This window comes from Clostridium sp. CTA-6, from assembly GCF_054768115.1.
In genome coordinates this window covers 38082-64230 of the sequence record NZ_BAAAAU010000003.1, presented here as the reverse complement: position 1 = coordinate 64230, position 26149 = coordinate 38082, and the positions used below count along the sequence as shown (strand labels likewise).

Annotated in this window: 30 protein-coding genes and 1 other annotated feature; of the genes, 24 read left to right on the top strand and 6 right to left on the bottom strand. The window is 26.9% G+C overall.

Annotated elements, in window-relative coordinates:
* Positions 1–42: 42 nt before the first annotated feature.
* From ACYUDJ_RS05545 to ACYUDJ_RS05510, 8 genes are all read left to right on the top strand, one after another.
* Positions 43–1440: an FAD-binding oxidoreductase gene (locus ACYUDJ_RS05545; RefSeq protein ID WP_003489352.1), complete on the top strand. Its 1398-nt coding sequence runs from the start codon at positions 43–45 to the stop codon at positions 1438–1440.
* A 268-nt stretch (positions 1441–1708) separates the two neighbouring features.
* On the top strand, positions 1709–2425 hold the full coding sequence (locus ACYUDJ_RS05540; RefSeq protein ID WP_003489354.1) for a LytR/AlgR family response regulator transcription factor: 717 nt from the start codon (positions 1709–1711) through the stop codon (positions 2423–2425).
* Positions 2426–2671: 246 nt separating this feature from the next.
* A complete protein-coding gene (locus ACYUDJ_RS05535; protein ID WP_242651519.1) occupies positions 2672–3709 on the top strand; it encodes a sensor histidine kinase in 1038 nt (345 codons plus the stop codon).
* 186 nt (positions 3710–3895) lie between these two features.
* On the top strand, positions 3896–4039 hold the full coding sequence (locus tag ACYUDJ_RS05530; RefSeq protein WP_073860740.1) for a cyclic lactone autoinducer peptide: 144 nt from the start codon (positions 3896–3898) through the stop codon (positions 4037–4039).
* Positions 4039–4623 carry an accessory gene regulator ArgB-like protein gene (locus ACYUDJ_RS05525; protein WP_043031706.1) on the top strand — a complete coding sequence of 195 codons (585 nt, stop codon included), beginning with the start codon at positions 4039–4041 and terminating at the stop codon, positions 4621–4623. The genes ACYUDJ_RS05530 and ACYUDJ_RS05525 overlap by 1 nt, the downstream gene beginning before the upstream one ends.
* A gap of 159 nt (positions 4624–4782) precedes the next feature.
* Complete coding sequence (locus tag ACYUDJ_RS05520; protein WP_003489362.1) at positions 4783–5691, top strand: hypothetical protein; 909 nt, start codon at positions 4783–4785, stop codon at positions 5689–5691.
* Between the two features lie 751 nt (positions 5692–6442).
* The gene (locus ACYUDJ_RS05515) at positions 6443–6913 is read left to right on the top strand and encodes a MarR family transcriptional regulator (RefSeq protein ID WP_003489364.1); all 471 of its coding nucleotides are present in this window, start codon (positions 6443–6445) and stop codon (positions 6911–6913) included.
* A 1-nt stretch (position 6914) separates the two neighbouring features.
* On the top strand, positions 6915–7460 hold the full coding sequence (locus ACYUDJ_RS05510) for a cyclase family protein (protein ID WP_003489365.1): 546 nt from the start codon (positions 6915–6917) through the stop codon (positions 7458–7460).
* A gap of 74 nt (positions 7461–7534) precedes the next feature.
* Here ACYUDJ_RS05510 and ACYUDJ_RS05505 read toward each other — a convergent pair whose 3' ends face one another.
* Both ACYUDJ_RS05505 and ACYUDJ_RS05500 read right to left on the bottom strand, forming a co-directional pair.
* Positions 7535–8719, bottom strand: a complete 1185-nt coding sequence (locus ACYUDJ_RS05505) for a pyridoxal phosphate-dependent aminotransferase (protein ID WP_043031708.1) — start codon at positions 8717–8719, stop codon at positions 7535–7537.
* A gap of 1014 nt (positions 8720–9733) precedes the next feature.
* Positions 9734–10312: a cyclase family protein gene (locus ACYUDJ_RS05500; RefSeq protein WP_043031709.1), complete on the bottom strand. Its 579-nt coding sequence runs from the start codon at positions 10310–10312 to the stop codon at positions 9734–9736.
* A gap of 159 nt (positions 10313–10471) precedes the next feature.
* Here ACYUDJ_RS05500 and ACYUDJ_RS05495 point away from each other — a divergent pair, with 159 nt between their 5' ends.
* From ACYUDJ_RS05495 to ACYUDJ_RS05485, 3 genes are all read left to right on the top strand, one after another.
* The gene (locus ACYUDJ_RS05495; protein WP_003489371.1) at positions 10472–10996 is read left to right on the top strand and encodes a MarR family transcriptional regulator; all 525 of its coding nucleotides are present in this window, start codon (positions 10472–10474) and stop codon (positions 10994–10996) included.
* Positions 10997–11288: 292 nt separating this feature from the next.
* Positions 11289–12110 carry a MerR family transcriptional regulator gene (locus tag ACYUDJ_RS05490; RefSeq protein ID WP_003489372.1) on the top strand — a complete coding sequence of 274 codons (822 nt, stop codon included), beginning with the start codon at positions 11289–11291 and terminating at the stop codon, positions 12108–12110.
* A 214-nt stretch (positions 12111–12324) separates the two neighbouring features.
* Positions 12325–13023 (top strand): B3/B4 domain-containing protein, encoded by a 699-nt coding sequence (locus ACYUDJ_RS05485; protein ID WP_003489374.1) that lies wholly within the window; start codon positions 12325–12327, stop codon positions 13021–13023.
* A gap of 280 nt (positions 13024–13303) precedes the next feature.
* On the opposite strand, the gene aspS is transcribed toward ACYUDJ_RS05485, so the two are convergent.
* The gene (aspS, locus tag ACYUDJ_RS05480) at positions 13304–14593 is read right to left on the bottom strand and encodes an aspartate--tRNA(Asn) ligase (RefSeq protein ID WP_003489376.1); all 1290 of its coding nucleotides are present in this window, start codon (positions 14591–14593) and stop codon (positions 13304–13306) included.
* Between the two features lie 158 nt (positions 14594–14751).
* Positions 14752–14981 (bottom strand) — a binding site (T-box leader).
* Positions 14982–15139: 158 nt separating this feature from the next.
* Between aspS and ACYUDJ_RS05475 the strand changes: the two genes are divergently transcribed.
* From ACYUDJ_RS05475 to ACYUDJ_RS05460, 4 genes are all read left to right on the top strand, one after another.
* Complete coding sequence (locus ACYUDJ_RS05475; RefSeq protein WP_003489378.1) at positions 15140–15697, top strand: flavodoxin family protein; 558 nt, start codon at positions 15140–15142, stop codon at positions 15695–15697.
* 3 nt (positions 15698–15700) lie between these two features.
* Positions 15701–16264, top strand: coding sequence for a CDP-alcohol phosphatidyltransferase family protein (locus ACYUDJ_RS05470; RefSeq protein WP_003489379.1), 564 nt, complete (start codon positions 15701–15703; stop codon positions 16262–16264).
* 317 nt (positions 16265–16581) lie between these two features.
* Entirely contained in the window at positions 16582–17196 is a 615-nt protein-coding gene (locus ACYUDJ_RS05465; RefSeq protein ID WP_042386380.1) for a TetR/AcrR family transcriptional regulator, read from the top strand.
* Positions 17197–17211: 15 nt separating this feature from the next.
* Positions 17212–17691, top strand: a complete 480-nt coding sequence (locus ACYUDJ_RS05460) for a flavodoxin domain-containing protein (RefSeq protein WP_003489381.1) — start codon at positions 17212–17214, stop codon at positions 17689–17691.
* A 131-nt stretch (positions 17692–17822) separates the two neighbouring features.
* Here ACYUDJ_RS05460 and ACYUDJ_RS05455 read toward each other — a convergent pair whose 3' ends face one another.
* A complete protein-coding gene (locus ACYUDJ_RS05455) occupies positions 17823–18512 on the bottom strand; it encodes a YjjG family noncanonical pyrimidine nucleotidase (protein ID WP_043031711.1) in 690 nt (229 codons plus the stop codon).
* Positions 18513–18824: 312 nt separating this feature from the next.
* Between ACYUDJ_RS05455 and ACYUDJ_RS05450 the strand changes: the two genes are divergently transcribed.
* Entirely contained in the window at positions 18825–19514 is a 690-nt protein-coding gene (locus ACYUDJ_RS05450; protein WP_003489383.1) for a Crp/Fnr family transcriptional regulator, read from the top strand.
* A gap of 31 nt (positions 19515–19545) precedes the next feature.
* On the top strand, positions 19546–19671 hold the full coding sequence (locus ACYUDJ_RS05445) for a hypothetical protein (RefSeq protein WP_003489384.1): 126 nt from the start codon (positions 19546–19548) through the stop codon (positions 19669–19671).
* 151 nt (positions 19672–19822) lie between these two features.
* On the opposite strand, the gene ACYUDJ_RS05440 is transcribed toward ACYUDJ_RS05445, so the two are convergent.
* A complete protein-coding gene (locus tag ACYUDJ_RS05440; RefSeq protein WP_003489385.1) occupies positions 19823–20407 on the bottom strand; it encodes a DJ-1/PfpI family protein in 585 nt (194 codons plus the stop codon).
* A 155-nt stretch (positions 20408–20562) separates the two neighbouring features.
* Here ACYUDJ_RS05440 and ACYUDJ_RS05435 point away from each other — a divergent pair, with 155 nt between their 5' ends.
* From ACYUDJ_RS05435 to ACYUDJ_RS05405, 7 genes are all read left to right on the top strand, one after another.
* Positions 20563–21456, top strand: coding sequence for a LysR family transcriptional regulator (locus ACYUDJ_RS05435; protein ID WP_003489386.1), 894 nt, complete (start codon positions 20563–20565; stop codon positions 21454–21456).
* Positions 21457–21587: 131 nt separating this feature from the next.
* Complete coding sequence (locus tag ACYUDJ_RS05430) at positions 21588–21734, top strand: hypothetical protein (RefSeq protein ID WP_003489388.1); 147 nt, start codon at positions 21588–21590, stop codon at positions 21732–21734.
* Between the two features lie 275 nt (positions 21735–22009).
* Entirely contained in the window at positions 22010–22219 is a 210-nt protein-coding gene (locus ACYUDJ_RS05425) for a FeoA family protein (RefSeq protein ID WP_003489390.1), read from the top strand.
* Positions 22220–22235: 16 nt separating this feature from the next.
* A complete protein-coding gene (locus ACYUDJ_RS05420; RefSeq protein ID WP_003489392.1) occupies positions 22236–22457 on the top strand; it encodes a FeoA family protein in 222 nt (73 codons plus the stop codon).
* Between the two features lie 35 nt (positions 22458–22492).
* Positions 22493–24649 (top strand): ferrous iron transport protein B, encoded by a 2157-nt coding sequence (gene feoB, locus ACYUDJ_RS05415; protein WP_003489395.1) that lies wholly within the window; start codon positions 22493–22495, stop codon positions 24647–24649.
* A gap of 20 nt (positions 24650–24669) precedes the next feature.
* Positions 24670–24816 (top strand): FeoB-associated Cys-rich membrane protein, encoded by a 147-nt coding sequence (locus ACYUDJ_RS05410; RefSeq protein ID WP_003489396.1) that lies wholly within the window; start codon positions 24670–24672, stop codon positions 24814–24816.
* A 282-nt stretch (positions 24817–25098) separates the two neighbouring features.
* A complete protein-coding gene (locus ACYUDJ_RS05405; RefSeq protein ID WP_003489398.1) occupies positions 25099–25221 on the top strand; it encodes a hypothetical protein in 123 nt (40 codons plus the stop codon).
* An 80-nt stretch (positions 25222–25301) separates the two neighbouring features.
* Here the strand turns inward: ACYUDJ_RS05405 and ACYUDJ_RS05400 are convergent, their stop codons facing one another.
* Positions 25302–25739, bottom strand: a complete 438-nt coding sequence (locus ACYUDJ_RS05400) for a GNAT family N-acetyltransferase (protein WP_003489400.1) — start codon at positions 25737–25739, stop codon at positions 25302–25304.
* Positions 25740–26149: the final 410 nt, after the last annotated feature.

The following is a 26149-nucleotide window of genomic DNA, read 5'->3' as shown; positions in this document are numbered from 1 at the left end:
ATTAATTGACTAACTGATAATTCAATTTTGGAGGTAATTATTATGGAGTATAAAAAATTAGATATTAAAGATATAGAGTTTCTAAAAAGTGTAGTAGGGCAGGAAAGAGTATATACAGGCGGAGATATAAATGAAGATTATAGTCATGATGAACTTGGTGGAATAAGTAAAATGCCTGATGCCATGGTAGAAGTTTTAAGCACAGAAGAAGTATCAAAAATAATGGCATATGCTTATAAAAATAATATTCCAGTAGTTGTAAGAGGATCAGGAACTGGACTTGTAGGTGCATCTGTTCCAATTCATGGTGGAATAATGATAAATATGACAAAGATGAATAAGATATTAGAAATAGATGAAGAAAATTTAACTCTTACTGTAGAGCCAGGAGTTCTCCTTATGGAGATTGGAAAATTTGTAGAAGAGCATGATCTTTTTTATCCGCCAGATCCAGGTGAAAAATCAGCAACTATAGGTGGAAATATAAGTACTAATGCTGGTGGAATGAGAGCAGTAAAATATGGGGTTACAAGAGATTATATAAGAGGATTAGAAATAGTTCTTCCAAATGGTAAAGTTCTTCAAATTGGTGGAAAGGTAGTTAAAAATAGTTCGGGATATAGCATAAAGGATTTAGTTTGTGGTGCAGAAGGAACTTTAGCTATAGTTACAAAAGCTATATTAAAATTATTACCATTGCCAAAGAAGGCTATAAGTTTGCTTATACCATTCCCAAACTTAGAAATGGCAATAAATACTGTGCCAAAAATAATAAAATCAAAAGCAATACCAACTGCTATAGAATTCATGCAAAGGGAAGTTATATTAGCAGCAGAAAAATTTTTAGGAAAGAAGTTTCCAGACAATTCTTCGGATGCGTATTTATTGCTAACCTTTGATGGAAATACTAAAGAAGACATAGAAAAAGATTATGAAAAGGTGGCAAATATTTGTTTAGAAGAAGGAGCCCTTGATGTATATATTTCAGATACAGATGAAAGAAAAGAAGCAGTATGGTCAGCTAGAGGTGCATTCCTTGAAGCAGTCAAAGCATCTACTACAGAAATGGATGAATGTGATGTTGTAGTTCCAAGAAATAAGGTGGCAAGTTTTGTGAAATATACAGATGAACTTCAAGAACAATTTGATGTAAGAATAAGAAGTTTTGGTCATGCAGGAGATGGAAATTTACATGTATATGTATTAAGAGATAACTTAACTAAAGAACAATGGGACAGAAAGTTAAAGAATGTATTTGAATGTATGTACAAAAAATCTGTAGAATTAAATGGACTAGTTTCTGGAGAACATGGGATAGGCTTTGCTAAAAAACCTTATTTATTTGAGCAATATGGTGAGGAATACATGGAACTTATGAAAAATATTAAGTTAGCATTTGATCCTAAGAATATATTGAACCCAGGTAAAGTTTGTCAGTAAAATAATAGAGCTTTTTAAAGTGAAAAATGAAGAAACTCATGAATATTTTTCTAATTCGTGAGCTTCTTCATTTTTTATTTGTATGAAACATTAGTATTAGAATATATAATAGATGAATTTTTTTTATAAGTACTTGGATTATTGTGGAAAAAAACTCAAATATGTAGTAAAATTTACCATGATGGATAGTAAACTTCATCGTAAATTTTAAAAATAAACTTTATTACTTTAATTTTACACAGACTAGGAGTATGGGGAGGTTGCGTTTATGTTTAAAGTAGCAATTTGCGATGATGAGCCCGTTATCTGTGGGGACATTGAGAATGTTTTGTTAAATTATCAAAAATATAATTTTGAAGAAATAGAAATTGAAGTGTTTTATTCTGGAGAAGAATTATGTAGATATATGGAAAAGGGACAATCTTTTGATTTAATATTTTTAGATATTGAAATGAAAGAGATGAATGGTGTTGAAGTAGGAAGAAAAATACGGCAAGAAATGGATGATTATCTTACCAAAATTGTTTATATTTCAGGTAAAGACAGCTATGATAGGCAATTATTTGATGTACAGCCTATGCACTTTTTATCCAAACCAATTAATAGGAAAAAGATTATTGCAGATTTAAATTTAGCAATGAAATTATTACAAAAACAAAGGTTTGTATTTAGCTATAAGAAGGGATATGAAATATTAAGGGTACCTATTAAAAACATTATTTATTTTGAGAGTCTCAACAGAAAAATAAAGATAGTTACAACAAGAGGAGAAGATATGTTTTATGGAGCTATAGATGAAATATTTAATAGGGTTGCTAGATATCAATTTATTCGTATACACAGGTCATATATCATAAATTATATTCATGTAAGCCGGTTTAAATATGAGGAAGTTATTATGTCTAGTTCCTCCTGTCTTCCTATAGGACAATCAAGAAGGAGCGAAGTAAGAAAACTCCAGATTGCTTTTGAAAATGAGGGTTAAATGATGAATATTAATATGTATGACTTTTTATATATTACAACTAATATTTTCGGAACATACATCATTTTTAAGTTTATGATGGTGTTTTTTTCGCGTGAAGATGCAAATAAGAAAATGGAGATACATTCCTATGTGGGATATTTTTTTGCTATTTCTTTGGTTTACTTATTTATAAAAATTCCGATAGTCATGATGCTGTGTAATATTTTCTCTTTCTTTATAATATCCCTGAACTATAAATCTAACATGAAAAAAAGAATTTTTGTGGTTATGTTTATCTATTTAATTTTGATGTGTATTGAAATCATTGTGATTAATCTGCTTTCAGGATTGCAATTTGATATATTTGCAGAAAATAAATATTATTATGCTTACAGTTTAGTTATATTAAAATTAGCTACATATATTATAGTTTTACTTTTAAATAAATATAAAAAGTCGAAGCAGGGAGAGCAAGTACCACTTTCCTATTGGATATCCATTACACTTATTCCAATGGCATCTATGTATATTATATTATTACTTTTTCATTTGAATATTGCCAATATGACCTTTATGATTGTGGGGGTTATATTTATACTGATGATTAATTTTTCTACCTTCTATTTATATGAAGTAATTTCTTTAACCTGTGCAAAGCAAACAGAAAAGCTATGGATTATTCAGCAAAATAAGTACTATGAGAGGCAGTTTAATTTGATGAAGTCTTCCATGAAAGTAACGAAGGCTATAAAGCATGATCTAAAGAATCATCTATTAACAGTTTATTCTTTGTTGCAAAAGGAAAAAAGTGAAGAAGCATTAAAGCACATATCAGATATCATAGAAGTGTATAATAGCAAGGAAGAATATGTATATTCAGGCAACACCGCTATTGACAGCATTCTTAATTTTAAACTTCAGGAAGCAAGACAGAAGAATATAAGTGCATATCTTAATTTAAATATACCTGAGAGTATAGAGATTCCGTCATTTCATATGTCAATTATTCTTGGGAATTTGATGGACAATGCAATCTATGCAGTAGATAAACTAGAATGTAATAGATATATTAATTTTAAAATGAAATACACTAAGGGAAGATTGATTGTTAGAATTGATAATCCATTTAATGGAGAAATATTAATAAATGGTAACAAAATGCTTACAACTAAAGGGGATAGAAACAATCATGGTATAGGAATTGAGAGCATAAAAGTTATTTTAAAAAAATATGATGGCTCTATGGAAATACAGCATGATGACAATGTATTTTCAGTGACTTTGTTACTTTATATTAATTAAAAAAATAGCAGTGGCAACGGAATTGTAAAAGATTCTGCTGCTATTTTGTGGATTTAAAATATAAGTTTTATAAAAATCTTAGTTCACTGCAAAAGAATATATATTTCGCTGCAAAAGTCTGCACAGAAAAATAAAAGTGGTTTAATAGAAGTATGAAATAATTCTAACAGAAATGGAGGAGGAGCAGTGAGAAGTTTTAAAATGAAGATGGGTAAAATTTTAGCCAGTTTGGCACTGATGGTTACAGCCTATAATATAAACGCAGCTTGTATATTCCTTGTTCATCAACCTAAGATGCCAAAAGGCGCAGAAAAATTGCGAAAATTCTAATGGGATTTTCTATATCAGAAAAAGTTGTGGACAAACTCATTGATGGAAATATCATTGAGAGTGAGGATAAAGAGTTATATACATATGGATTCCATCAAGGATTTTTAATAATTTTTAATATCCTTACTGCCATAGCTATAGGCCTTTTATTTAAAATGGTATTGGAAAGTGTGATTTTTTTAATGGCATATATCCCCCTAAGATCTTATGCTGGGGGATATCATGCAAAAACACCCTTAAGATGTTATATGTTTTCCATAATTATTATGATAGTAGTATTTTTAGGAATAAATTTCATATATTGGAATAATTTTATTTGTAGTATTATAACCTTTTGTGCTACAAGTATAATATTTACTCTTCAACCAGTAGAAGATAGTAATAAACCCCTAGATCAAAAGGAAATAGATGTTTATAGAAAAAGAACAAAAATTATATTACTTGTTTTGATTGGAATAGGATTGATATTTTGGTTTGTTGATAATAAACAAATCTCAATAACCATAATAATGGCATTATTCATAATAGCTTTTATGCTAATACTAGGAAAAATAAAAAATGCAATTATAGTAAAAAATTATTAGAATTCAAACTAGTTATGTTTTTGTTTTGAAGATAACTTTTTTTATAAGTGTGATAAATAAATTAGAAAAAGAAGAAGGTAATAATAAAAATTGTACTAAGATAGAACTAATAACATGATTTTCAAAATTAAAGAAATATGAATCCTAGGGGGATTGACTATGTTAACAAGAAAATTAGTAAGCCTATTACTGATTGGTACAATTGGAGTGTTATTAGGTGCATGTTCTACAAATAGAACCTTAAATGATTTTAAAAATGGAAAAGATAGAGATACACTTGAAGCTCCTATTGTGCATGATGTTTATAACTATAAGGGAGAACCAAATGTTGATGTGTTGTCTATTTTTAACTCTAACGGTGATGTTAGAATTAGCAAATCAGACACTAATGATTTGAAGGTTAAGGCAAAGTTGGTACAAACTAAGTCAATGAAAGATATAGATAAAAAGTTAAATAATCTTGTCATTAAACCTAAAATTGAAAAGGATATAATTTTTTACGAACCCTTATATGCAAATAATAAAACTCGTAATTATTGGGATTGGGTTAAATCCAGTTCAAATGCAAATGGAATACAAGTAAATTTTGATGTGCAAATACCAAATACAATTAAAGAAGTACGTATTTACAGTGAATTAGGAAATATTGATTTACAAAATATTTCAGCAAAAATTCATGCTCAAACTAATATTGGTACTATAACTGGTGCAAATATAAATCCCTTGGACAGCGCAGTGTTTAAAGTAAATATACCTTCAGATGGGAAAAATGCATTAGACCTTGCATTATCTAGTATTGATAATGTGAATTCCATAACTGCAGGAGTCACATCAGGTAATATAATTTTAAATTTACCATCAGACTCAAAGTACAGTTATAACCAAATGGAGCCAGAGCAAATGCCTGTTACCTATCCTTATGATATGTATTCAAAAGAGCAATTTGAATATTGCAAAAAACATGGTTTAGCAATATTCAAACCAATAAAAATTAAACAAGGAAAAACAGCTATAAAAACAGTTACAAATAAAGAACGTTTACGTAAAGTTTTAATTAGACAACAATAATATTTATTACTATATTTATATATAAAATTGGCCTTTGTATTTTTTATATTGATAGTTTTTTATTAGCTTTCTAATGAAATCCCAATTTATATTTTATTAAAATGGAAAAGAAAGCAATTTACAATTGTTTTGTTCATTATTCTTTTCTACTTATTTTGTGGTATATTTGTTTTTAAAAAAATTCATTATATTTACTAGAGTTGAAAAGAGTAATGTTTAAATAGCTTAACATATCCAATATAAATTAAAGGAGGTTTTATTATAAGATTTAAGGTCTTGGAAAATGGAATGCTTAATTTATATATAATATAATTTTTATTGATTTAACTGCTGCATTAATATAAATTAAGGATTATTATGAAATTTAGAATTTTAGAAAAAGGAGAACTTAACTTTACAAAGCCCAATTTTTGATATTGGGCCAATTGTTTAGTAAGTTCTTTGTTGCATGTTTAATCATTCATTTCAATCTAAGAAAGTAAAAGTTGATAAAAAGCACAAATACCAAGATAGATCCCAATTAGTATATTCTTAGGGAGTTATTTAAATTCAATTTATAAATTATTGATAAAAAGCTATTTGAATTATTATTCTTATAGCTTTTTTGTATTCCATAAAAAAGTGAGCCTGTAATTGAATCATAAAATAAATTAAATTCTATAAAATTGTTGACATGGAAACAAAAATATATTAATATTGTATCCGGAGAAACAAAAAATTGTGTTATTGTTTTGTTAAAAATAGTAGGTAGGTGTTTGAAGTGGATAATATCAATAGTATTATGGAAGGTTTTAAAGAAATATATGAAAAAGAAGAAATCTTAGGAAAGATAGCATTTAGGGGGGAATATGAAAAGTATGGGGTTTCAGAAATACATTGTATAGATTTCATAGGCAAAATAGATAATCCTAATGTCACTAAAATATCTGAAAGTATGAATATGACTAGAGGCGCCATAAGTAAAATTTGCAAAAAACTTTTAAATAATAATCTTATCCATAAATATAAAAAACCTGAGAATGATAAAGAGATATATTTTAAATTAACAAAATCAGGTGAAGAATTATATAAACGTCATGAAATAAAACATAGGGAGTGGGAAGAAAGAAATAATAACTTTTTTAAAAATGTAGATAAAGAAGAACAAGAAATTGTAGATAGTTTTTTAAAAAAATTTAATAGCTATTTAGATAAAATAATAGAATCAAAAGGAGATATATAATATGAATTTACATTTAAAGGAATTTAATATTCCAGAAAAAATATTAAAATGGGGAGATTCTCAACCAGCACATCAAAGACAACATATAGGAACTCATATAGATTGCTATAATCTATCAAAAATAGAGCTACCGTCAAAAATAGATGTTAAGGTAATAGATGCTAGAAAATTAGATATTATAGACATTAATATATTAGATAATATATCGATTAAAGAGGATTCTTTTGTAATATTTAGAACAGGATATCTAGAAAACTATGAGTACGGAAGTGAAGAGTATTTTAATTCTAAATCAAGTCCATACTTAACTAATGATCTTGTAGATAAATTACTAGATCTTAATGTAAAATTAATAGGGATTGATTTAAGTGGAATACAGCATGGAAAACATCACGTAGCCATAGATAAATATGTTGAAAATAAAGGAGCTTATGTGGTAGAAAATATATGTAATTTAGATAAAGTTGATTCAGAATTTAAGGCAGATTTAAAATGGTTTCAATTAGAAGGTGCTACAGCCATAAAAGTTCAAATTGAAACTTTATAAATAATATTAAAAACCGCTAATTAACCCTTAACAGTTAATTAGCGGTTGTCCTATTTTTATATAATTCTTATTTACTATTTATACTCTTTTGCAAGTTTTTCAAAAGCAGGCATAGAGTTCTTTATTTGTTCAGTTGTAACACAATAAGAAATTCTTACATAGCCCGGAGCTCCAAAATCATCAGCAGGAACTATTAATAATTCCTGCTTTTTAGCTTTTTCATAGAAAGCATAAGCATCTGGTTCCATTGATTTAACAAATAGATAAAATGCACCATCTGGTTTTACACATGTATAACCTAATTTAGTTAGTCCATTATATAATAAATCTCTATTTTTCTTATAAACTGAGATATCAGCAGTTTGGCCAATACATTTTGCAATTACTCTTTGGAATAAACTTGGAGCACACACATATCCTAATGATCTACCTGCTCCACATACTGCAGCATATACGTCTTGCCAGTTTTCCATTTCATTAGATACAACTATATATCCTATTCTTTCTCCTGGTAATGAAAGAGATTTACTAAATGAATAGCAAACGAATGTATTAGCGTAGTATTTTGTTAAATAAGGAACTTCAATATCATCATAAACTAATTCTCTATAAGGTTCATCTGCAATTAAATATATTGGATGACCATATTCATTTGATTTTTCTTCAAGTACCTTACAAAGTGATCTAATACTTTCCTCAGATATAATAACCCCAGAAGGATTATTAGGAGAATTAATAAGAACAGCTTTAGTTTTAGGTGTTATTGCTTCAATTAAATTATTTATATCAATTTGAAAATTCTCTTCATTGGACTTAACTACAACAGGTGTTCCACCAGCATTTTGAATAAATACACGGTATTCAGGAAAAAATGGAGTGAAAACAATAAATTCATCTCCTGGAACAGCTAATGCCTTTAAAGATATACTAAGTGAAGCTGCTGCTCCAACTGTCATATATATGTTATCAGGGCTCAAGTTTGTAGAATATTTATTGTTAATAGAATCTGAAATTGTTTTTCTAACACTAAGATCTCCTTGGGCTGATGTGTAGCTGTGCAAACGTATAGAATCTTCTTTTTCTAATAACTCTTTAATAGCTTCATTTACACAATCTGGTGCTGGAATACTAGGATTTCCTAAGCTAAAATCGTATACATTTTCTGCGCCTATTTCTTTTTTTCTAGTTGCTCCGTATTCAAAGATATCACGTATTATAGAGCGTTTTTTTCCAAGATTAAGCATTTCATTTGAAATCATTTTAATTTCCCCCTAAAAACAATATAGTTTGAACTTATTATCTTTAACATCTTTTATAAGATATTAGTTCCTTAAATTTTTAAATATTTTTCATCATCTATTTATTTTACTTTATAACACTTTCCCCTGGTATAGAATTTTTGAATTTTCTGACATTTAACAAAATATCCATACCTCTTCATATTTATAAAAGCTCCGTCTATTTTAAATATAAAAAATTATATTTAAAATAGACTTTGCTTTCATGTGTAGATATATATTGAGAAAGAGATAGATGATTTTTATACAAATTCTACATTTCTACATGTTTGTTATTATTATAACATATAAAATTGATTTTGACTAATTTTTTATTAGTTTTATGTTGAAATTTAACAATATATATATAAATATAATACTAATAATTTAATGTCTGGTAAAATGTAAAGCTTTTTTCTCAGTAAATTTTAATAACTATAAGATAAATTGATTGAAGAGTTTATTGATTATTATATTAATATTAGAGTTATTTAATATTAATGTATATTTTCAAATATTATAATGAAATTGGCTTAAATGAGCCAATATTTGCAGGCATGGTTAACACTTATACATATGATTTAATAGAAGAATTTTAACAATTAAATATAATAAAGTATTTAAAATTTTTTTATGTAATTACAAATAGTTAATTATGATTAAAAAAAAGAAATATTCATAATATTATTAAATATTATTAAATTATTACTTTATTTTTGTTAAAAGATTATTACAATAAACTATGAAATTATGTTTTCGACAGGGAAATTAATAAATTTATTCCATATAAGTAAACCTTTGAAAAGATACATAATATATCTTTTATATTTATATTGGTTAGGTAACAAGCTACTAAGCTTGCTACCTAATCAATGGTTTTCTAATCCCAGAAGCTTTGATGTTATTCTTTTTAATCCAGCGGCAAGGTTACCATGTTTAGGAAAGAGTATCTAATATTTAGTTCACACAAAATTATTTATACAGTATTATATGTTTTTATAGTTCAGCTATAACTCTAGATGTAAGGCCCGTTACACCTTTTATATTAAGAGGAAAAGTGTACATGGTGAAAGAATTATTTTTAGCTTCTGACCATAATAGATCAAGATTATTCATATTTTCAATAATAAATACATTTCTATCCGCACAATACTGATCTATGTACCTATGCTCAGAACCTTTTTTTATTCCAGTTGTATCTATACCTATCATACTAATTTTTTTGTTTATTAAATAATCAATTAATTCTTTAGAAAGCTCAGGATAATCTTTTAAGTATTCAGATGTTCCATATCCTGTTTCTTTTAAGTATCCAGTGTAAAAAATAATAAAGTCATTTTCTTCAATTTCATTTAAGTCTATATCATTTAAAGAAATCTCATTATTTCTTATGTGGCATACATTAAATATTTTTCCTCTTCTTTTTATATAATCAAGAGGAAATTCTTTATCCATAACATCAAAATGTGTTGCTAAATGGCCTATAGAACCAAATGCTTTATCTTCATTTATTGCTTTTTTTAGAGTTGAAGAAAGTAATTCCTTTCCAATTTCTAATGTTAAATCAATTTTCATTTTTAAAACCTCCATTAAATTCACAGTAGTTTCCCAGGAAACTACTTAATAGTATCACAAAATAGTTTCCTTGTAAACTATTTAGATATAATTGAATAAAAATTTTTTTCAATTATAATATATATGAGTAAATAAGAAACAAAAAGAGGAGAGTAATTTATGATAATAGAAGAGAAAAATAATAAATTAGTAGAATTATTTGAAAAAGTTATTTCTTTTATAAACCATTTAAGTGAAATAGAAAAAGATCAAGAGAAAAATTTAATTGAAGCAATTTTAAATATAAAGGAAGATAAAGAAGAAGGAGATAAGGAATTTAAAAAAATAACAGATAATGATATAAAAGAAATATCCTTATCTGAGTTCCACGTTATAGAATGTATAGGTAAAAATAATATGTCTAATAATATATTCATAGCGAAAGAGCTTAATATGACCAAAGGTGGTATATCAAAAATAAATTCAAAACTTCTTTCAAAAGATATTATTAAAGCAGATAAGATTGAAAATGATAAAAGAGAAATTTATTATAGCTTAACAGAAAAAGGTATAGTTTTGTTTAAACTACATGAGTATCTTCATAAAAAAGAACAAGAAAAGTTAATGAAAATTTTAAGTAACTATAAACAAGAAGAAATAACTACTATTTTAAAATTTTTAGATGATTTAGAGAAAGTTATATAATCTAAATTATTTATCTAAATAAGGAATGTTTGTTGTTGATAGATTTTAAAAAGTACAATAAAAAATATAAGTAAAATGTACAAGAGTATACTTATAAATATAAAAAAGTATAAAAGCATTGTAAAAACTAATTAGGTAATAAATTTCATAGTTTTTTCAATTTATAAAATATACTAAAGGACAAGCTATGTAAAAATATTAAATTAACTAAATGAATTTGATATAATCTAAATATGCATAAATCATCTATTAATATAAAAATTATTTTTTTAATAATTAGGAGATAAATTAAATGAAAGATTTATTTACAATTGGAGAAATATCAAAATTATTTAATGTTAATATAGGAACATTAAGATATTATGATGAAATTGACTTATTTAAGCCAATATTTATAGATAGAACTAATAGTTATAGATATTATTCAACAGATCAATTTGAACAATTAAACACAATAAAGTATTTAAAAGCTCTTGGAATGTCATTAAACACAATAGATTATCATTTAAAGAAACGTAGTATTGATAATATTATTGAGTTATTTGAAAAACAGAAAAAAATTACGGAAGAAAAGATAAAAGAATTAGAATTTACAAAGCAAAAAATTCAAAACAGAATAAATCAAATTAACTATGCAAGGCAATACCATAACTTGGACGTGGTTCGAGAGATTGAATTTGAAGAGAGAAGTATTGTTTTATTAAAAGAAAAAATAAAATCCAATAATGATTTAGAATTATCCATTAGACATTTAGAGAATAAGACTAATAAAAATGCTTCTATTTTTAACGGGAAAATAGGAGTATCAATCTCTATAGATAAATTGAAGAATAGAATACTTGATGAATATGATTATATTTTTTTATTTACAGAAGGGGAAAGATATAATAAAAATCTGATAAAAGTATTACCAGAAGGTACTTACATTAGTGTTCGTTTTACTGGAACTCACGAAAATTCTCCAGTATATTATGATAAGCTTTTAAAATACATTGAAGAAAAAGGATATACAATCATTGATGATTCAATAGAAATAACGTTAATTGATTTTGGATTAACTACTGAAAAATCAGAATTTATAACGGAAATTCAAATATTAATAAATAAATCTTGACACTCTAGTAACTAGAGACTTTATAATTTGTAAAATAGATAAATTGTTAATCTATAATAACAATAGTGAAATCTATTTAATTATTATACTTAGTATTTTAGTTGTAGTTTTTAAAGGATAATTAAACTTAAAAGATAATTATACATATTGATATTATTTTGTTTTTGTTAAATGTCATTACAATGAACTAAATTATATTTTAAGGGGGATAATTATGAAGTTTATAGTAGCAAAAGAAGTTTTTGAGAATCTGGATAATGTATGTTTCGGTATTGTGGTAGCTAAGGGAATTAATAATAAAGAGAGTATGGAGGCTACTCAGCTTTTAAAAGATAGTATAGAATTAATTGAAACAAAATTTAAAGATAAAAATGTAAAAGAAACAGAAGAGATGGTGTATTATAGAGAAGCATTTTTGAAATTAGGTATTAATCCTAATAAATTTAAAAGCTCCATTGAAGCAATAACTACAAGAGTAGCAAAAAAGAAAGGATTCCCTAATATAAATCCAGTTGTGGATATAGGAAATGCAGTTTCATTAAAATATCTAGTTCCGCTAGGTGCTCATGATATAGATACTGCCAAAGAAGACATTTGTCTTAGATTTTCAAAAGAAGGAGATACATTCCTTCCTTTTGGTGAAAATGAATTGGAACTTTTAGGAGAGGATGAACTTATTTACTCTGTAGGTAACAAAGTAAAAACAAGAAGATGGATATGGAGACAAAGCGAACAAGGTAAAATTACTGAAGAGAGCAGGAATATATTTTTCCCTATAGATGGATTTAAAGATAAAAACTATAATAATGTAATTGATGCAAGAAATGAACTGGCAGAAATATTAAAAAAGAATTTCAATTGTGAAATAAAAGTAGGATTTGTAGATATAAATAATACTGAATTTGAATTTTAAATAATAAATATAAGGGTTTAACTTTTAAGTTTACGACCGTTTCAAATTTATAGATATAAGTATAAGCATAAAGAGATTAGGGGAGAGAATTCTAATCTCTTTATGCTATATTGGAGATGCATTTTATTTTCTTACTAAATTTTATATGAATTTTAGAGTTTTTATATTTATAATTACTTAGGGAGTAAATTATTAATGTTTCTCCCTAAGATACTTATGAATAAATAAGATATTAAAATTTATAAAGAGCTAGGAAAATAATTGTGATAATAGAGTAACTTTAAGGAAGTAAACGAGTTCTATCTCTTGTAATTAATGCAGCTTCCCTAACATTTTCTAATCCTAAAAGCCTTGCTGTCAATCGCTCTAAGCCAATGGCAAGGCCACCATGCTTAGGCATGCCATACTTGAAAACAGATAAATAACTCTCATAATCCTTAGGATTAAATCCTTTAAATTTCATATTGTCTATTAACATGTTATAGTCATGAATCCTTTGGCCCCCTGTAGTAATCTCTATACCTCTAAATAACAGATCAAAACTGTGAGTGCCATCTTCACCTAGAGGCATAGTATACATTGGTCTCTTCTTTCTAGGATAGTTAGTTAAAAATATGAAATCACTATTTAACTTTTCCTTTGCATACTTACAGATTAGTTTTTCACTTTCTGGATCTAGGTCATAAGTTAAGTTATTTTTATTATATTCCCGACTTAATATACCTAATGCTTCCTTAAATGTAATTTTAGGTATTCCGCCTTGAATCCTTGGTAATTCTGCCTCCAATAAATTAAAATATTCTCTACATTCATTATTAAGCTTCTCTAATATGAACTTTAATAGCCTTTCTTCAATTTCCATGATATCTTTCTCATCTTCTATAAATCCAATTTCTAAGTCCATACTAATATATTCATTTAGATGTCTATTAGTATTATGCTCTTCTGCTCTATAGGCATGACCTATTTCAAATACTCTTTCAAATCCAGCTCCTACCATCATCTGTTTGTAAAATTGAGGGCTTTGAGCTAAATAAGCAGTATTTTCAAAGTATTTTACCTTAAATACTTCTGTACCACCTTCAGCTCCTTCCCATACAATTTTTGGAGTATAAATTTCTGTAAATCCTTCTTTATTTAAAAATTCTCTAAATCCATTTACTATTGAGTTTTGAACTTTAAATATTGAATTAACTTTACGATGTCTTAAGCTTAACACCCTGTTATTAAGCATAGTATCTAAATTAATCTCTAAATTTTCTTTGTTTATCTCTACTGGAAGTTCATCTAAAGCAGCATTTATAATTTCTAGATTTTCTACTTGTATTTCAAAAGGATTTAAATTATTAGTACTTTCTTTAACAGCTCCTGTTATTGATACTATGGATTCTATCTTTACCTGGGATAAATCCAATTTATTATTATCTACAATACATTGAACCAATCCTGATCTATCTCTTATGATTAAAAATGTTATATCTTTCAACTTTCTAATTTTATGAATCCATCCTTGGAGATTTATTTTTTTATTCATAAAATTTTTCAATTCACTTATTAATGTTCGTTTCATATTTATTACCTCCTAAATAAAATAAGCCCCTTGAGTAAAAACCCAAGGGGCAAAATAATTTGCGGTGCCACCCTTTTTAACAATGTTTATACAAAATTAGAATAGGTATCACATATAGAATGAGCTCAAATTTCTATATAAAAAAAGCTCTCGCTCCTTGTAGGAGTGAAAGCTTGTGTTCACGGTACCATCCTAATTTAACAACGTATTAATACTTTGTTATCTCTATTCCCTTTAACGGAGGAAAGCCGGCTTACTCTACTTAATATTTCTGTTCAAATAAGCATCTCCGGGATGTCTTTCAATATTATTTTTCTCATAGGCTCACACCAACCCTACTCGCTGTGGATACTAAATAAATATCTACTCTTCCCATCAAAGATTTTAATCTTTATATTACTCTTTAATATTTGTTTTGTCAATAGAAGTTATTTATAATATCAATTAAGTTTATTGACAAATAAGGATAAATAATTATAAAATAATATTGAACAGTATTTAATATTATTACAGTGTTTAATTATATTTGTAAATGAGAGGTGGAAAATGAAAAAAGGCTTTAAAATTATGAAAAGAGTTTTTCTTAGCTTTATAGTGTTATTAATTTCAGTAATGTTATTATTTTCTTGGTTTATAAAAGGAAATAGTAAGGATTATGGTGAGAATTCTAAAGTATTGAAGTCAGATAAGGTAAGTAATAAAAAGGCTTTAGTAGTATATCAACCATCTAAAAGTAAGTTAACTAAAAAAATTGCGGAACAAATTGCCAGGGGGATAAAAGATGAAGGCTATGAAATTACTATTAATTATCCTGGAAAGCATATGGCAGAGGATATTTCACAATATTCAATTATAGTTTTTGGATCACCAGTTTATGTTGGAGAAACATCATCTACTTTAGCTGATTATATGAAATCTATAAAAGATTTTTCTAATAAAAAAATACTTTTATTTGCTACTGGAGCTCAACTAGAAAATAATGAATTGGACAAAATGGAGCAAAATCTTAGCAAGATAAAAGCTACAGAAAAAGTAGGGTTTAAAAAGGGAATAGATGATGAAAGTAAGGCTTATGAAATAGGGAAGAAAATTGCAGGAGAATAAATTATGAAAATACCAAAATGTACGCCTAATGTTTTAACTGGATTACGTATAGTATTAACTTTTATATATCTATTGCTCTTGGATAATTTGAATTTTTATAGTAATAATAGATTATATTTTGCATCTGCTGGAATAGTATTTTTTTTAATATGTGTAACAGATTTTATAGATGGAAAAATTGCAAGAAAAATAAAGGCGGAATCTCTTTTAGGAAGTTTTTTAGATGTAACTGCAGATTTTATTTTTATCATATCTTCACTAGCTCTTTTAAATCTTAATAGTAGGATTCCTATATGGTTTACAGTGCTTACGTTAATTAAATTTATGGAGTTTTTTATTACATCTTACATTATTAAAAAGTACTATAATGTTTCTAATAATCTCTTTCAATTTGATTATTTTGGTCGTATTGCTGCAATGAACTTTTTTTTAATACCTGGAATGGTTTTATTGACTTATATAGGATTGGATATTATCTATATAAATATGCTTATATGGATAACTTTAATATTGGTTATTATATCCTTTTCAGTAAGATGTACAAAAGTTATAAAGTGCTTAAGTTAAGAAAAAGTAATATCTTCTAGTGCACTAAATAGTTTCTTGTATTAGTTGTAAAGTATTTAAGTTATCCAGGTGCGTAGCAGTGATTAGATTCTACTTTTATAGAAAATCAGATATCCTAAATCTTAAGTAGAGAATCCAAATCTTAAGCAGAGACTCCAAATCTATGATTTGGAGTGAGTCGCTTACACAGAGAAAATATTGGGTGTGAGATGCTTAATAGAGTATTAATTTGGTGTAGGTAAATGAATTACATGAGCAGGATTGAAGGATTGAAAATGGCAACAGCGAGATAAATAACTATAATGAAGGAGGAGTTTATGGGTATTACAGAAAGAAGAAAATTAGAAAAAGAAATCATAAGAAAAAAAATAATAGATACTGCCAGTGAAATATTAGTTGAAGAAGGGTACGAAAATTTATCAATTAGAAAGATAGCAAATAAAATAGAATATTCTCCAGGTATTATCTATCATTACTTTAAAGATAAATCTGAAATAGTAACTTTTGTTGTACAGCAGGGGTATGGCAGGATATTAAGAAGCATAAATGAAGTTCCAGTAGATACTGAAAATCCAGAAAAGACCATAGAGCAGGGATTAAGAAAATATATTGAACTTATGTTACAGTATCCAGAGCAATTTAGAACAGTTTTAATGAATGATATTAAATCTATACAAGAAAAAGTAAATATGCTTCATGAAGGTGTTTCAAAGGATAGAAAGAGCATACAACAGCTTTGTAGATTAGTAGAGCTAGGGATTGAAAAAGGCAAGTTTAGAGATATGGATATAGAGCTCACTGCACAAATAATATGGACTTCAACTCATGGACTTTTGTCTAGGTTGATATTAGAAAAAAATATATCAAAGCAGCAAAGGGAAAGACTTATAGATCATCATTTTCAGATTCTTATAAGTGGATTGTTAAAATAAAGGGGAGAATAAGAAATGAAAACACTTATTGTTTATGGAACTAAACATGGCATTACGGAAAAATGCAGTAATTTTTTAAAAGACAAAGTTAAAGGAGAAGTTGTAACTATAAATATAAAAAAAGAAAATATGCCAGATATAACCGAATTTAATAACATTGTTATTGGTGGATCAATTTACATGGGACAGATTCAAAAGGAAGTAAAAAATTTTTGTATGGAAAATATTAATGCGTTAAAAGAAAAAAGAGTGGGGCTTTTTATATGTGGACTGAATGAAAAAAATGTAGAGTCACAGTTAAACAATGCTTTCCCAAAAGAATTATTAACGAATGCTGTTGCAAAGGAATGTTTTGGTGGTGAATTTATATTTAAAAATATGAATTTTTTTGAAAGATTTATAGTGAAAAAGGTTGCTAAAACCCATAAGGATATATCAAAAATTTCAGAAGAAAATATTAATAAATTTGTTCAGTTAATAAATAAAATAGGATAGATTTTTGCGATTATAATAATAAATATTGAGTATAAATTTCACCTATAGATAATAATAAATCTATAGGTGGAATTTTATACTGGCTATAGTAATTAAAAATAAAGGGATTAACGTAATTTTTTCATTTACATCTATTTTTCAAGTATATTCTTAAGTTCCATTAAATTAAAAATCTCATAAGTAGGTTTTATTCCTGTTTCATTCACAATTTTATTAGGATTAAACCAGCAGGTGTCTATACCAAAATTTATACCACCTAGTATATCAGAGGTTAAGCTGTCACCAACCATCAAAACATTGCTTTTATCTGTATGTTTCATATTATTTAGAGCGTGTTCAAATATCTTAGGATTTGGTTTTGATACTTGGATCTCTTCAGATATTACTATATCTTCAAAGTATTTTCCTATAATAGATTTTCTGATTCTGTTATTTTGAACATCCTTAAGACCATTAGTAACTATAGAAAGTCTATAATTTTTATGTAAACTTTCTATAAGATTTATGCTATCATTATACAAAAATGATGCATGGGATAAATGTTTCATATATGATTTTGCAAAATCATACTCATTAAATTTAATATTTAATTTATTGGACAATCTTTTAAATCTTTCAATTTTTAATTCTTCTTGGGTAATAAGTCCATTTTCAAGCTCTTTCCATATAGCTTTATTTATATCCTTGTACACTTTTAAATGATGGTTTTCATCATATTTCATATTAAATTCCAGCATAGCATTTTTAAAAGCATCTCTTTCAGATTTTTTAAAATCAAATAAAGTTTCATCTGCATCAAATATTATAATATTGTATTTCATAATAATCCTCCTGATACGTCTAATTTTTTAATTATAACATACAAATTTTTTATAAAAAATCTTAGATTGTTGAATAAATTAATGCATTTGGATATCGTCATATAATTTAAGATTTTTTGTTTGTATTTATAAGGTCTTGTCATTCTTGCTAATATCTCTTTAAAAAAATAGTTATGATAAGTATAATGTCATTTATAAGAGACAAGTTTATATATATAAATTACTCCTATGTTTTGGTTTACAATAGGTTATAAATAAATTACAATAATTATATAGATTTTAATATGACATATGTCATGTTAAGGAGGACTTATGAAAAAAATTTTGAATAATGACCTTTTAAAGCATTATATTGATAAGCATAATATAGAAAGTATATTTGATAAGGATATATTAAAATATGCACAACTTCATTTTTATGAAAAAGAGGAATATATATTAAAAGCAGATTCTAATCTTGAATACTATTATTTGATTGTAGATGGGAAAATCAAAATTTCTTATCCCTTTGAAAACGGTAAATCAATGCTTTTAAAGTTTTATAAAGACTTTAATACTATAGGAAATCTAGAGTTTTTAAAAAATATTCCAATACTTTGCGACGTTGATGCAGTAGGGGATACTTATTTGATAGCAATACCTTCAGATATACTTAGAAAAAAGTATTTAGATAATATAAAGTTTTTATACCACTTAATAGACTCTTTAAGCGAAAGCCTTTATGAAACAATTAATAATAGCTCATACAATTTTGTATATCCGCTCATAAATAGATTATCTAGTTATCTAGTTGAACATATAGAAGATAAAAACTATATAATTTTAAATTCATCATTCTTAGAAATTGCTCAATTCCTCGGAACAACCTATAGGCATTTAAATAGAATCTTTAAAGAGCTTGAACTAAAATCAATTATAAAATGCGAGGGTAAAACAATATATATATTAGATGAGGAAAAACTTCGAGAATTATCTAAAAACGTGTATATAAAATCTTTATAATGTTAGGATATTGTAGTAAGTATGAGTAAAGGTGATCAATAGAATAATAGATGATGCCATTGAAATATGGAATTATAATCCAATGGAGAATTTCAATAATATTATTGAAATATGTTATAAAATAGATGACGAAGACTTTTTATTATCAGCATTATAAGACTCCGGATTTATAGTAAAGTAATTATAGATAACGTTATTAAGATAGACTTAATAAAATAGGACCTACCATAAAAAAGTAAGTCCTTGTTACGTCTTTTAAGAATATTGCTTTTGTTCTAATATAGTAGATTTGGCACCTTATTATTTTGCTAAAACCCCATTAGCCTCTTAACATTAACACAGTTTTCTTTAGAGGTGAGCAGCTCTAAAAGTTTGAAAGCTACATGGAAAGCAGTTGAAGGATTGTAGGAAGTAATTATATTTTTATCTATAACAATAGATGTATCAGCAAGAACATTTGCACCAAATTTAGATAATTGATTTTGTCTTTTACCATTTCCTAGATTGTAAGTTGTGGCATTTCTATCAACTAGCACTCCACTTTTCCCAATAGGCAGCGCACCAACACAAATAGAAGCTATTGTTTTTCCTGATTTGTCAAATTCTCTGATTATGTTTAGAAAATCTTTGTTATAAGCATCTTCATAAAATCCTGCTTCTTCAAATCCACCTGGTATTGCAAGTGCATCAAATTCATCAATATTAACTTCACTGACATGCATTTCAGGAATTACTGTGAAATTAAAGGTACATTTTAATTTTTCTCTAATCCCAACAGTTATTAATTCTGTAGTACCATCACCTTCTAATTTATTCCATCCTATAACATCTGCAAAAACACTTGCCTCTACGGCTTCAAAACCATTGGCAAGAAGCAATAATACTTTTTTCATACTTTAATACCTCCTCTTAATTATATATTTCATATTTGCTTTTCTTAAGTATAATCCCATATATATCATCAGTAAAATTGAAATAAATGAAGTGAATAATCGAAATATATGATATTATAATGTCTATATGTTTAAAGCATCGAGGAGTGAGATTAATGGAGATTAGGCATTTGCAGACATTTATAACTATAGTTGAACTTGAAGGATTTACAAAAGCAGCAGATTATTTAGGATATGCTCAATCCACTATAACAGCTCATATTCAAATTTTAGAAAATGAATTAGGAGAAGTTTTATTTGATCGTTTAGGTAAAAAAATTGTTTTAACTAATGTAGGTAAAGAATTGGTTCCATATGCTAAACAGATGTTACAAGTATATAAAGAAATTAAAAATATAACATCAGAAAAAAGAGAGATATGTGGTGATTTAATTATTGGAGCAGGGGAATCGCTATCTATATATCGTTTAGGGAAAATTTTAAAAGAATACAAAAAGAAGTTTCCAAAGGTGAATATCATTTTAAAGAATTCAATTTGTAGTGATTTAAGAAATAAATTGCATAGTGGAGAGTTAGATATTATCTTTACTATTGAACCTGAGATTATGGATAGATATTTAATTATTAAAAATTTAAAAGATGAAAATATGGTTATTGTTGGTGCACCAGATGCAGACTTAGAATTTTTATCAACAAATTATAAAGGTGGAATGGCAAGAGAAAGTATCATATTTAGTGAAAAAGGATGTAGTTTTAGAATAGCTTTTGAAAAGTATCTAAAACAGAAAAAAATAAAATATGTAAATCCTTTAGAATTTTCAAGTATAGAAGCTACTAAAAAGTGTGTAATGAATGGTCTAGGCATTTCACTTTTGCCTTTTTATGCAGTTAAAAATGAGATAAAGGAAGGAAGTATTAAGACAATAGAAGTAAAAGAACCATTTGATAAGTTTAGAACTCAACTTGTGTATCATAAAAATAAAAGTATATCCCTGCCAATGAGTAAATTAATAGAAATTGCATTAAAAAATTCTGCTAATTGGAAATAAATTACAAAATGGATTTATAATTTTATTAAAAATCATAGAAATGAGGTGAGCTAATGGATATTGAAAGAATTATAAATACATATGGGAGTTATGTTTTCAACTATGCTCAAAAAGAAAAACCAAGATATTAATTGGGAAAAGGCTTAGTAAGCTTTTGTGCTAAAAGACATAATGAAGTAGAATCTTTAAATAATAGAGATTCTACTTTTTTAAAAAAATTAAATGTTAGAGGAAATGTATTCATACAAATACCTTATGAAATTTATAAATTCATTTAAAGAAATGAATGGATTAGGATTATTTTGATAAAGATTTTCAATACCTATTGAAATAATACATCAATGGTGATATAATATCATTGCATTGGAGTTAGTATTGCTAACTTATTTATTTTGTACGGGCGTTAGCTTAGGCTAACATAAAAGAAAACTTCAAATTATAACACTTCAGGTGATAATTTAATACATTAACTTTTCAAGAGATGATGTTTTATGAAAATATACATACTAAAAAGATTAGCCATGAGTAACTATCTTAATGGGAGGTGATTGTCATGACATTAGCGATGGCAAGAGAAGGTGAAGTAAATCAAATAAAGAAAATAACGGGTCGAGATAACGTTCGGCAGTTTCTTGCAAAGCTGGGTTTTGTAGAAGGAGAAAGCGTTACTGTCATATCAGAAATATCAGGAAACATGATAATAAATGTAAAAGATTCAAGAATAGCTATTGGTAAAAGTATGGCTAATAGAATTATTATTTAGAAGGGAGAAATTATTTATGATGACATTAAAAGATGTTGAGTGTGGTAAAAAAGTAACTGTAGTAAAGCTCCATGGAAAAGGAGTTGTAAAAAGAAGAATTATGGATATGGGAATAACTAAAGGGGTTGAAATTTTTGTTCGTAAATTGGCACCTTTAGGAGATCCAATAGAAGTAAATATTAGAAATTACGAATTAACACTTCGTAAAGCCGATGCGGAAATGATAGAAGTAAAGTAAAAAAATAAAATATATACCTTTTAGGAGGGGATTAAATGGAAAATATAAGAATTGCTCTTGTAGGAAACCCCAATTGTGGTAAAACTACAATGTTCAATTATTTAACTGGTAGTTCACAGTATGTAGGTAACTGGCCTGGAGTAACTGTAGAAAAAAAAGAAGGTAAATTAAAACAGCACAAAGATGTAAAAGTAATAGATTTACCTGGAATATATTCACTTTCACCATATACTTTAGAAGAAGTTATAACAAGAAACTATCTTATTGGAGAAAAACCAGAGGTTATTATAAATATAGTAGATGGTACAAACCTTGAAAGAAATTTATATTTATCAACTCAAGTAATGGAGCTTGGAATTCCTGTTATAATAGCCCTAAATATGATGGACATTGTTAGAAAAAATGGAGATATCATAGATAAGGACAAGTTAGGTAAATCTATGGGGTGCACTGTAGTTGAAACATCTGCTTTAAAGGGTGATGGATGTAAAGAATTAATTAATAAAGCAATAGAATTAGCTAAATCACATAAAGAAAATGTAATTGAGCATGCTTTCTCAAATGATGTGGAAAAAGTGTTGTCTGATATTGAGAATGAAATTTATAATCAAGTTAATAAAGAACATTTACGTTGGTTTGCTATAAAATTATTTGAAAATGATGAAAAAGCAATTGAACAAGGAAATATTTCAAAATCTTCAAAAGATAAAGTTGGAACAATTGTAGCTAATTTTGAAGATAAATTGGACGATGATGGCGAAAGTATCATAACTAATGAACGTTATAATTACATAAGTAAAATAATTACTAAATGTGTAGTTAAGAAAAACAAATCTAAGTTAACTACTTCTGATAAAATAGATAAAATAGTTACTAATAGAGTTTTAGGACTACCTATATTTGCAGCTATTATGTACCTAGTTTATTATTTATCTATCTCAACAATAGGTACTGGAGCTACAGACTGGGTAAATGATGTTTTATTTGGTGATATTATACCTCCAGCAGTAGAAGGATTCCTTACATCTATAGGAACTGCTGATTGGTTAGTTTCTTTAATAAATGATGGTATTATTGCTGGTGTAGGAGCTGTACTTGGATTCTTACCACAAATGATGGTATTATTTTTATGTCTTGCGATTTTAGAAGATTGTGGTTATATGTCACGTATAGCTTTCATAATGGATAGAATATTCCGTAAGTTTGGTCTTTCAGGTAAGTCATTTATTCCTATGCTTATAGGAACAGGTTGTGGAGTTCCAGGAATTATGGCATCAAGAACTATTGAAAATGAATCAGATAGAAAGATGACTATTATTACTACTACATTTATGCCTTGTTCTGCAAAACTCCCAATAATAGCTTTAATTGCAGGAGCATTATTCCCAGGGGCAGCTTGGGTAGCACCTTCAGCATATTTTATTGGAATCGGAGCTATTATATGTTCTGGAATAATTTTAAAGAAAACAAAAGCTTTTGCAGGTGAGCCTGCTCCATTTGTTATGGAATTACCAAAATATCATGTGCCTGGTGTAAAAGGCGTACTTATCCATATGTGGGATAGAGCGAAATCCTTTGTTAAAAAAGCAGGTACTATAATATTCCTTGCTTGTGGATTAATATGGTTCTTAAAGAGTTTCAATTGGTCATTAGCAATGGTAGAAACTCCAGATTCAATGTTAGCTTCAATGGGTAAAGTAATAGCTCCTATATTTAATCCATTAGGATGGGGAGAGTGGAAAGCAGCAGTAGCCACTATTACAGGATTAATTGCAAAAGAAAATGTAGTTGGTACATTTGGTATTTTATATGGTGCTGGAGAGGTAGCAGAAGATGGTGTAGAAATTTGGAAGACTCTACACGGATCATTTACACAATTATCTGCATACTCATTCCTAATATTTAATTTATTATGTGCTCCATGCTTTGCAGCAATTGGTGCAATTAAACGTGAAATGGGTAATGCTAAATGGACTTGGATAGCTGTTGGATATCAAACTGCATTAGCCTATGGAGTAGCACTTACATTTTACCAATTAGGATTACTTTTCACAGGAAAAGGGTTTGGAATTGGAACATTAGTTGCTTTAGTATTATTAGCATGGTTCTTATATATGTTATTTAGACCACAAAAAGATTTCTCTAACTCAACTAATATAAAAGGTGATAGGACAGAAAATATTAGCGCATAGCGCGTAAGGAGATAATAATTATGGCTACATTTATAATTGGTACATTAGTAATAGGATCATTTGTTCTTGTTGGACACAAAGTTTATAAAGATAAGAAAAGTGGAAATTGTTGTAGCGGAAATTGTTGTGACTGTCACAGTTCATGTAAACCTACTAAATCAAAATAAAAAATATAAAAGAATCTATTTTCTAAACACTTGAAAAATAGATTCTTTTTTTTATTTTCCCTAAGTAATAATAGTGATGATGAATTTAATATAATTTTATTCAAATTGAGCATAGTTGTCTAGCAGTTATATAAGAGAACCTAAAAATATGAAATGGATATTTTTAAGGGGAAGGTGAATATATAAGTAGGGAAATATTGTCATGGGGGTATACTATGACAGGAAAAATTATAGAAATAATTCTTAGGAGCATTTTTACATATATTATTCTTAGGAAGAATAATGGGAAGAAAATTAATATCAAATATAACATTTTATGATTTTATTTATAATGTAGAGGAAGTTTTCTATGCTGGCTTAAATTCATCAGAAATTTTATATATTTCAACAAAAACAAAACAATAAGAATCACTAAAGAGAAATAGTGGGATTTCAATTTATGATGATTCTTATGTTTTGATTGATGTATAATTTAGGCTATGTAATCAAATCTGTTTACCCATCAAAACCATTTCATCATATGATTGTAAGCCTCTTTTCCTATAAAATCCTTCTGTACTATCATCTTTTGATGTAAGTAAAATAATTTCAGTTATTCCCTTACCTTTTAAGCGATTTTCAAATTCTTGAAAAATTTTTGTACCAAGACCTTTGCTACGTACATCATTTCTTACACAAAATTCTTTAATATTGAACATTATACCATTATAGTACTGTTCTTCACTGCCTAAAATCATTCCACAAATTAATTTATCTTCATATGCTACAAGTCCATAGGAAGATTCACAGTTTACCATTTGATATAAGCGTTTTGAGGCAGTTTCAATTGTCCACTCATCATTCCAAGGTGGAGAATTAAATGTAGCAACATACATATCTGCAAGTTTTTTTATATCCGATATTGTTATCTCCTTAAAATTCATAGCTAGTCCTCCTTTAGGTCTTATTTAAATTATATTGTTTTTTACTTTATCATTATGTTAATTTAACTAATGGTAATTATATCATATTCATATGATTGCAGATGATTATTTTAAGAAAAACAATTTGTATTTACAAATTGTTAATATCCATTCATTTGATTATTTAGAAATTTTTTTATGATTTTATGTTATAATTTTATAAGAACTTCATCTTTTTTCTTTGTTTTATTTTTGTTTAAGCAGTAATTTTAAAATTAAATAAGAATAAAATCTAGTAACATTAGATCTTAATGGAGTTACTTGCTAAATTCACATCAAAGATATTTATTTTGAAAAAGTGTATATAAGGTTTGTTATAGATTTGAAGATTAAATTTTTGAAGGTTGCTAATTAGTTTAAGTTTACTAATA

Excerpts from the sequence above, each read along its gene's own strand:
- ACYUDJ_RS05540 (WP_003489354.1), top strand. The coding sequence starts at position 1,709 with ATGTTTAAAGTAGCAATTTGCGATGATGAGCCCGTTATCTGTGGGGAC.
- ACYUDJ_RS05495 (WP_003489371.1), top strand. The coding sequence starts at position 10,472 with ATGATAATAGAAGAGAAAAATAATAAATTAGTAGAATTATTTGAAAAA.
- ACYUDJ_RS05405 (WP_003489398.1), top strand. The coding sequence starts at position 25,099 with ATGGGAAGAAAATTAATATCAAATATAACATTTTATGATTTTATTTAT.
- ACYUDJ_RS05535 (WP_242651519.1), top strand. The coding sequence starts at position 2,672 with ATGAAAAAAAGAATTTTTGTGGTTATGTTTATCTATTTAATTTTGATG.
- ACYUDJ_RS05470 (WP_003489379.1), top strand. The coding sequence starts at position 15,701 with ATGAAAATACCAAAATGTACGCCTAATGTTTTAACTGGATTACGTATA.
- ACYUDJ_RS05505 (WP_043031708.1), bottom strand. The coding sequence starts at position 8,719 with ATGATTTCAAATGAAATGCTTAATCTTGGAAAAAAACGCTCTATAATA.
- ACYUDJ_RS05425 (WP_003489390.1), top strand. The coding sequence starts at position 22,010 with ATGACATTAGCGATGGCAAGAGAAGGTGAAGTAAATCAAATAAAGAAA.
- ACYUDJ_RS05450 (WP_003489383.1), top strand. The coding sequence starts at position 18,825 with ATGAAAAAAATTTTGAATAATGACCTTTTAAAGCATTATATTGATAAG.
- ACYUDJ_RS05525 (WP_043031706.1), top strand. The coding sequence starts at position 4,039 with ATGGGATTTTCTATATCAGAAAAAGTTGTGGACAAACTCATTGATGGA.
- ACYUDJ_RS05475 (WP_003489378.1), top strand. The coding sequence starts at position 15,140 with ATGAAAAAAGGCTTTAAAATTATGAAAAGAGTTTTTCTTAGCTTTATA.
- ACYUDJ_RS05435 (WP_003489386.1), top strand. The coding sequence starts at position 20,563 with ATGGAGATTAGGCATTTGCAGACATTTATAACTATAGTTGAACTTGAA.
- ACYUDJ_RS05500 (WP_043031709.1), bottom strand. The coding sequence starts at position 10,312 with ATGAAAATTGATTTAACATTAGAAATTGGAAAGGAATTACTTTCTTCA.
- ACYUDJ_RS05465 (WP_042386380.1), top strand. The coding sequence starts at position 16,582 with ATGGGTATTACAGAAAGAAGAAAATTAGAAAAAGAAATCATAAGAAAA.
- ACYUDJ_RS05440 (WP_003489385.1), bottom strand. The coding sequence starts at position 20,407 with ATGAAAAAAGTATTATTGCTTCTTGCCAATGGTTTTGAAGCCGTAGAG.
- aspS (WP_003489376.1), bottom strand. The coding sequence starts at position 14,593 with ATGAAACGAACATTAATAAGTGAATTGAAAAATTTTATGAATAAAAAA.
- ACYUDJ_RS05485 (WP_003489374.1), top strand. The coding sequence starts at position 12,325 with ATGAAGTTTATAGTAGCAAAAGAAGTTTTTGAGAATCTGGATAATGTA.
- feoB (WP_003489395.1), top strand. The coding sequence starts at position 22,493 with ATGGAAAATATAAGAATTGCTCTTGTAGGAAACCCCAATTGTGGTAAA.
- ACYUDJ_RS05510 (WP_003489365.1), top strand. The coding sequence starts at position 6,915 with ATGAATTTACATTTAAAGGAATTTAATATTCCAGAAAAAATATTAAAA.
- ACYUDJ_RS05520 (WP_003489362.1), top strand. The coding sequence starts at position 4,783 with ATGTTAACAAGAAAATTAGTAAGCCTATTACTGATTGGTACAATTGGA.
- ACYUDJ_RS05455 (WP_043031711.1), bottom strand. The coding sequence starts at position 18,512 with ATGAAATACAATATTATAATATTTGATGCAGATGAAACTTTATTTGAT.
- ACYUDJ_RS05545 (WP_003489352.1), top strand. The coding sequence starts at position 43 with ATGGAGTATAAAAAATTAGATATTAAAGATATAGAGTTTCTAAAAAGT.
- ACYUDJ_RS05410 (WP_003489396.1), top strand. The coding sequence starts at position 24,670 with ATGGCTACATTTATAATTGGTACATTAGTAATAGGATCATTTGTTCTT.
- ACYUDJ_RS05460 (WP_003489381.1), top strand. The coding sequence starts at position 17,212 with ATGAAAACACTTATTGTTTATGGAACTAAACATGGCATTACGGAAAAA.
- ACYUDJ_RS05420 (WP_003489392.1), top strand. The coding sequence starts at position 22,236 with ATGATGACATTAAAAGATGTTGAGTGTGGTAAAAAAGTAACTGTAGTA.
- ACYUDJ_RS05400 (WP_003489400.1), bottom strand. The coding sequence starts at position 25,739 with ATGAATTTTAAGGAGATAACAATATCGGATATAAAAAAACTTGCAGAT.
- ACYUDJ_RS05490 (WP_003489372.1), top strand. The coding sequence starts at position 11,289 with ATGAAAGATTTATTTACAATTGGAGAAATATCAAAATTATTTAATGTT.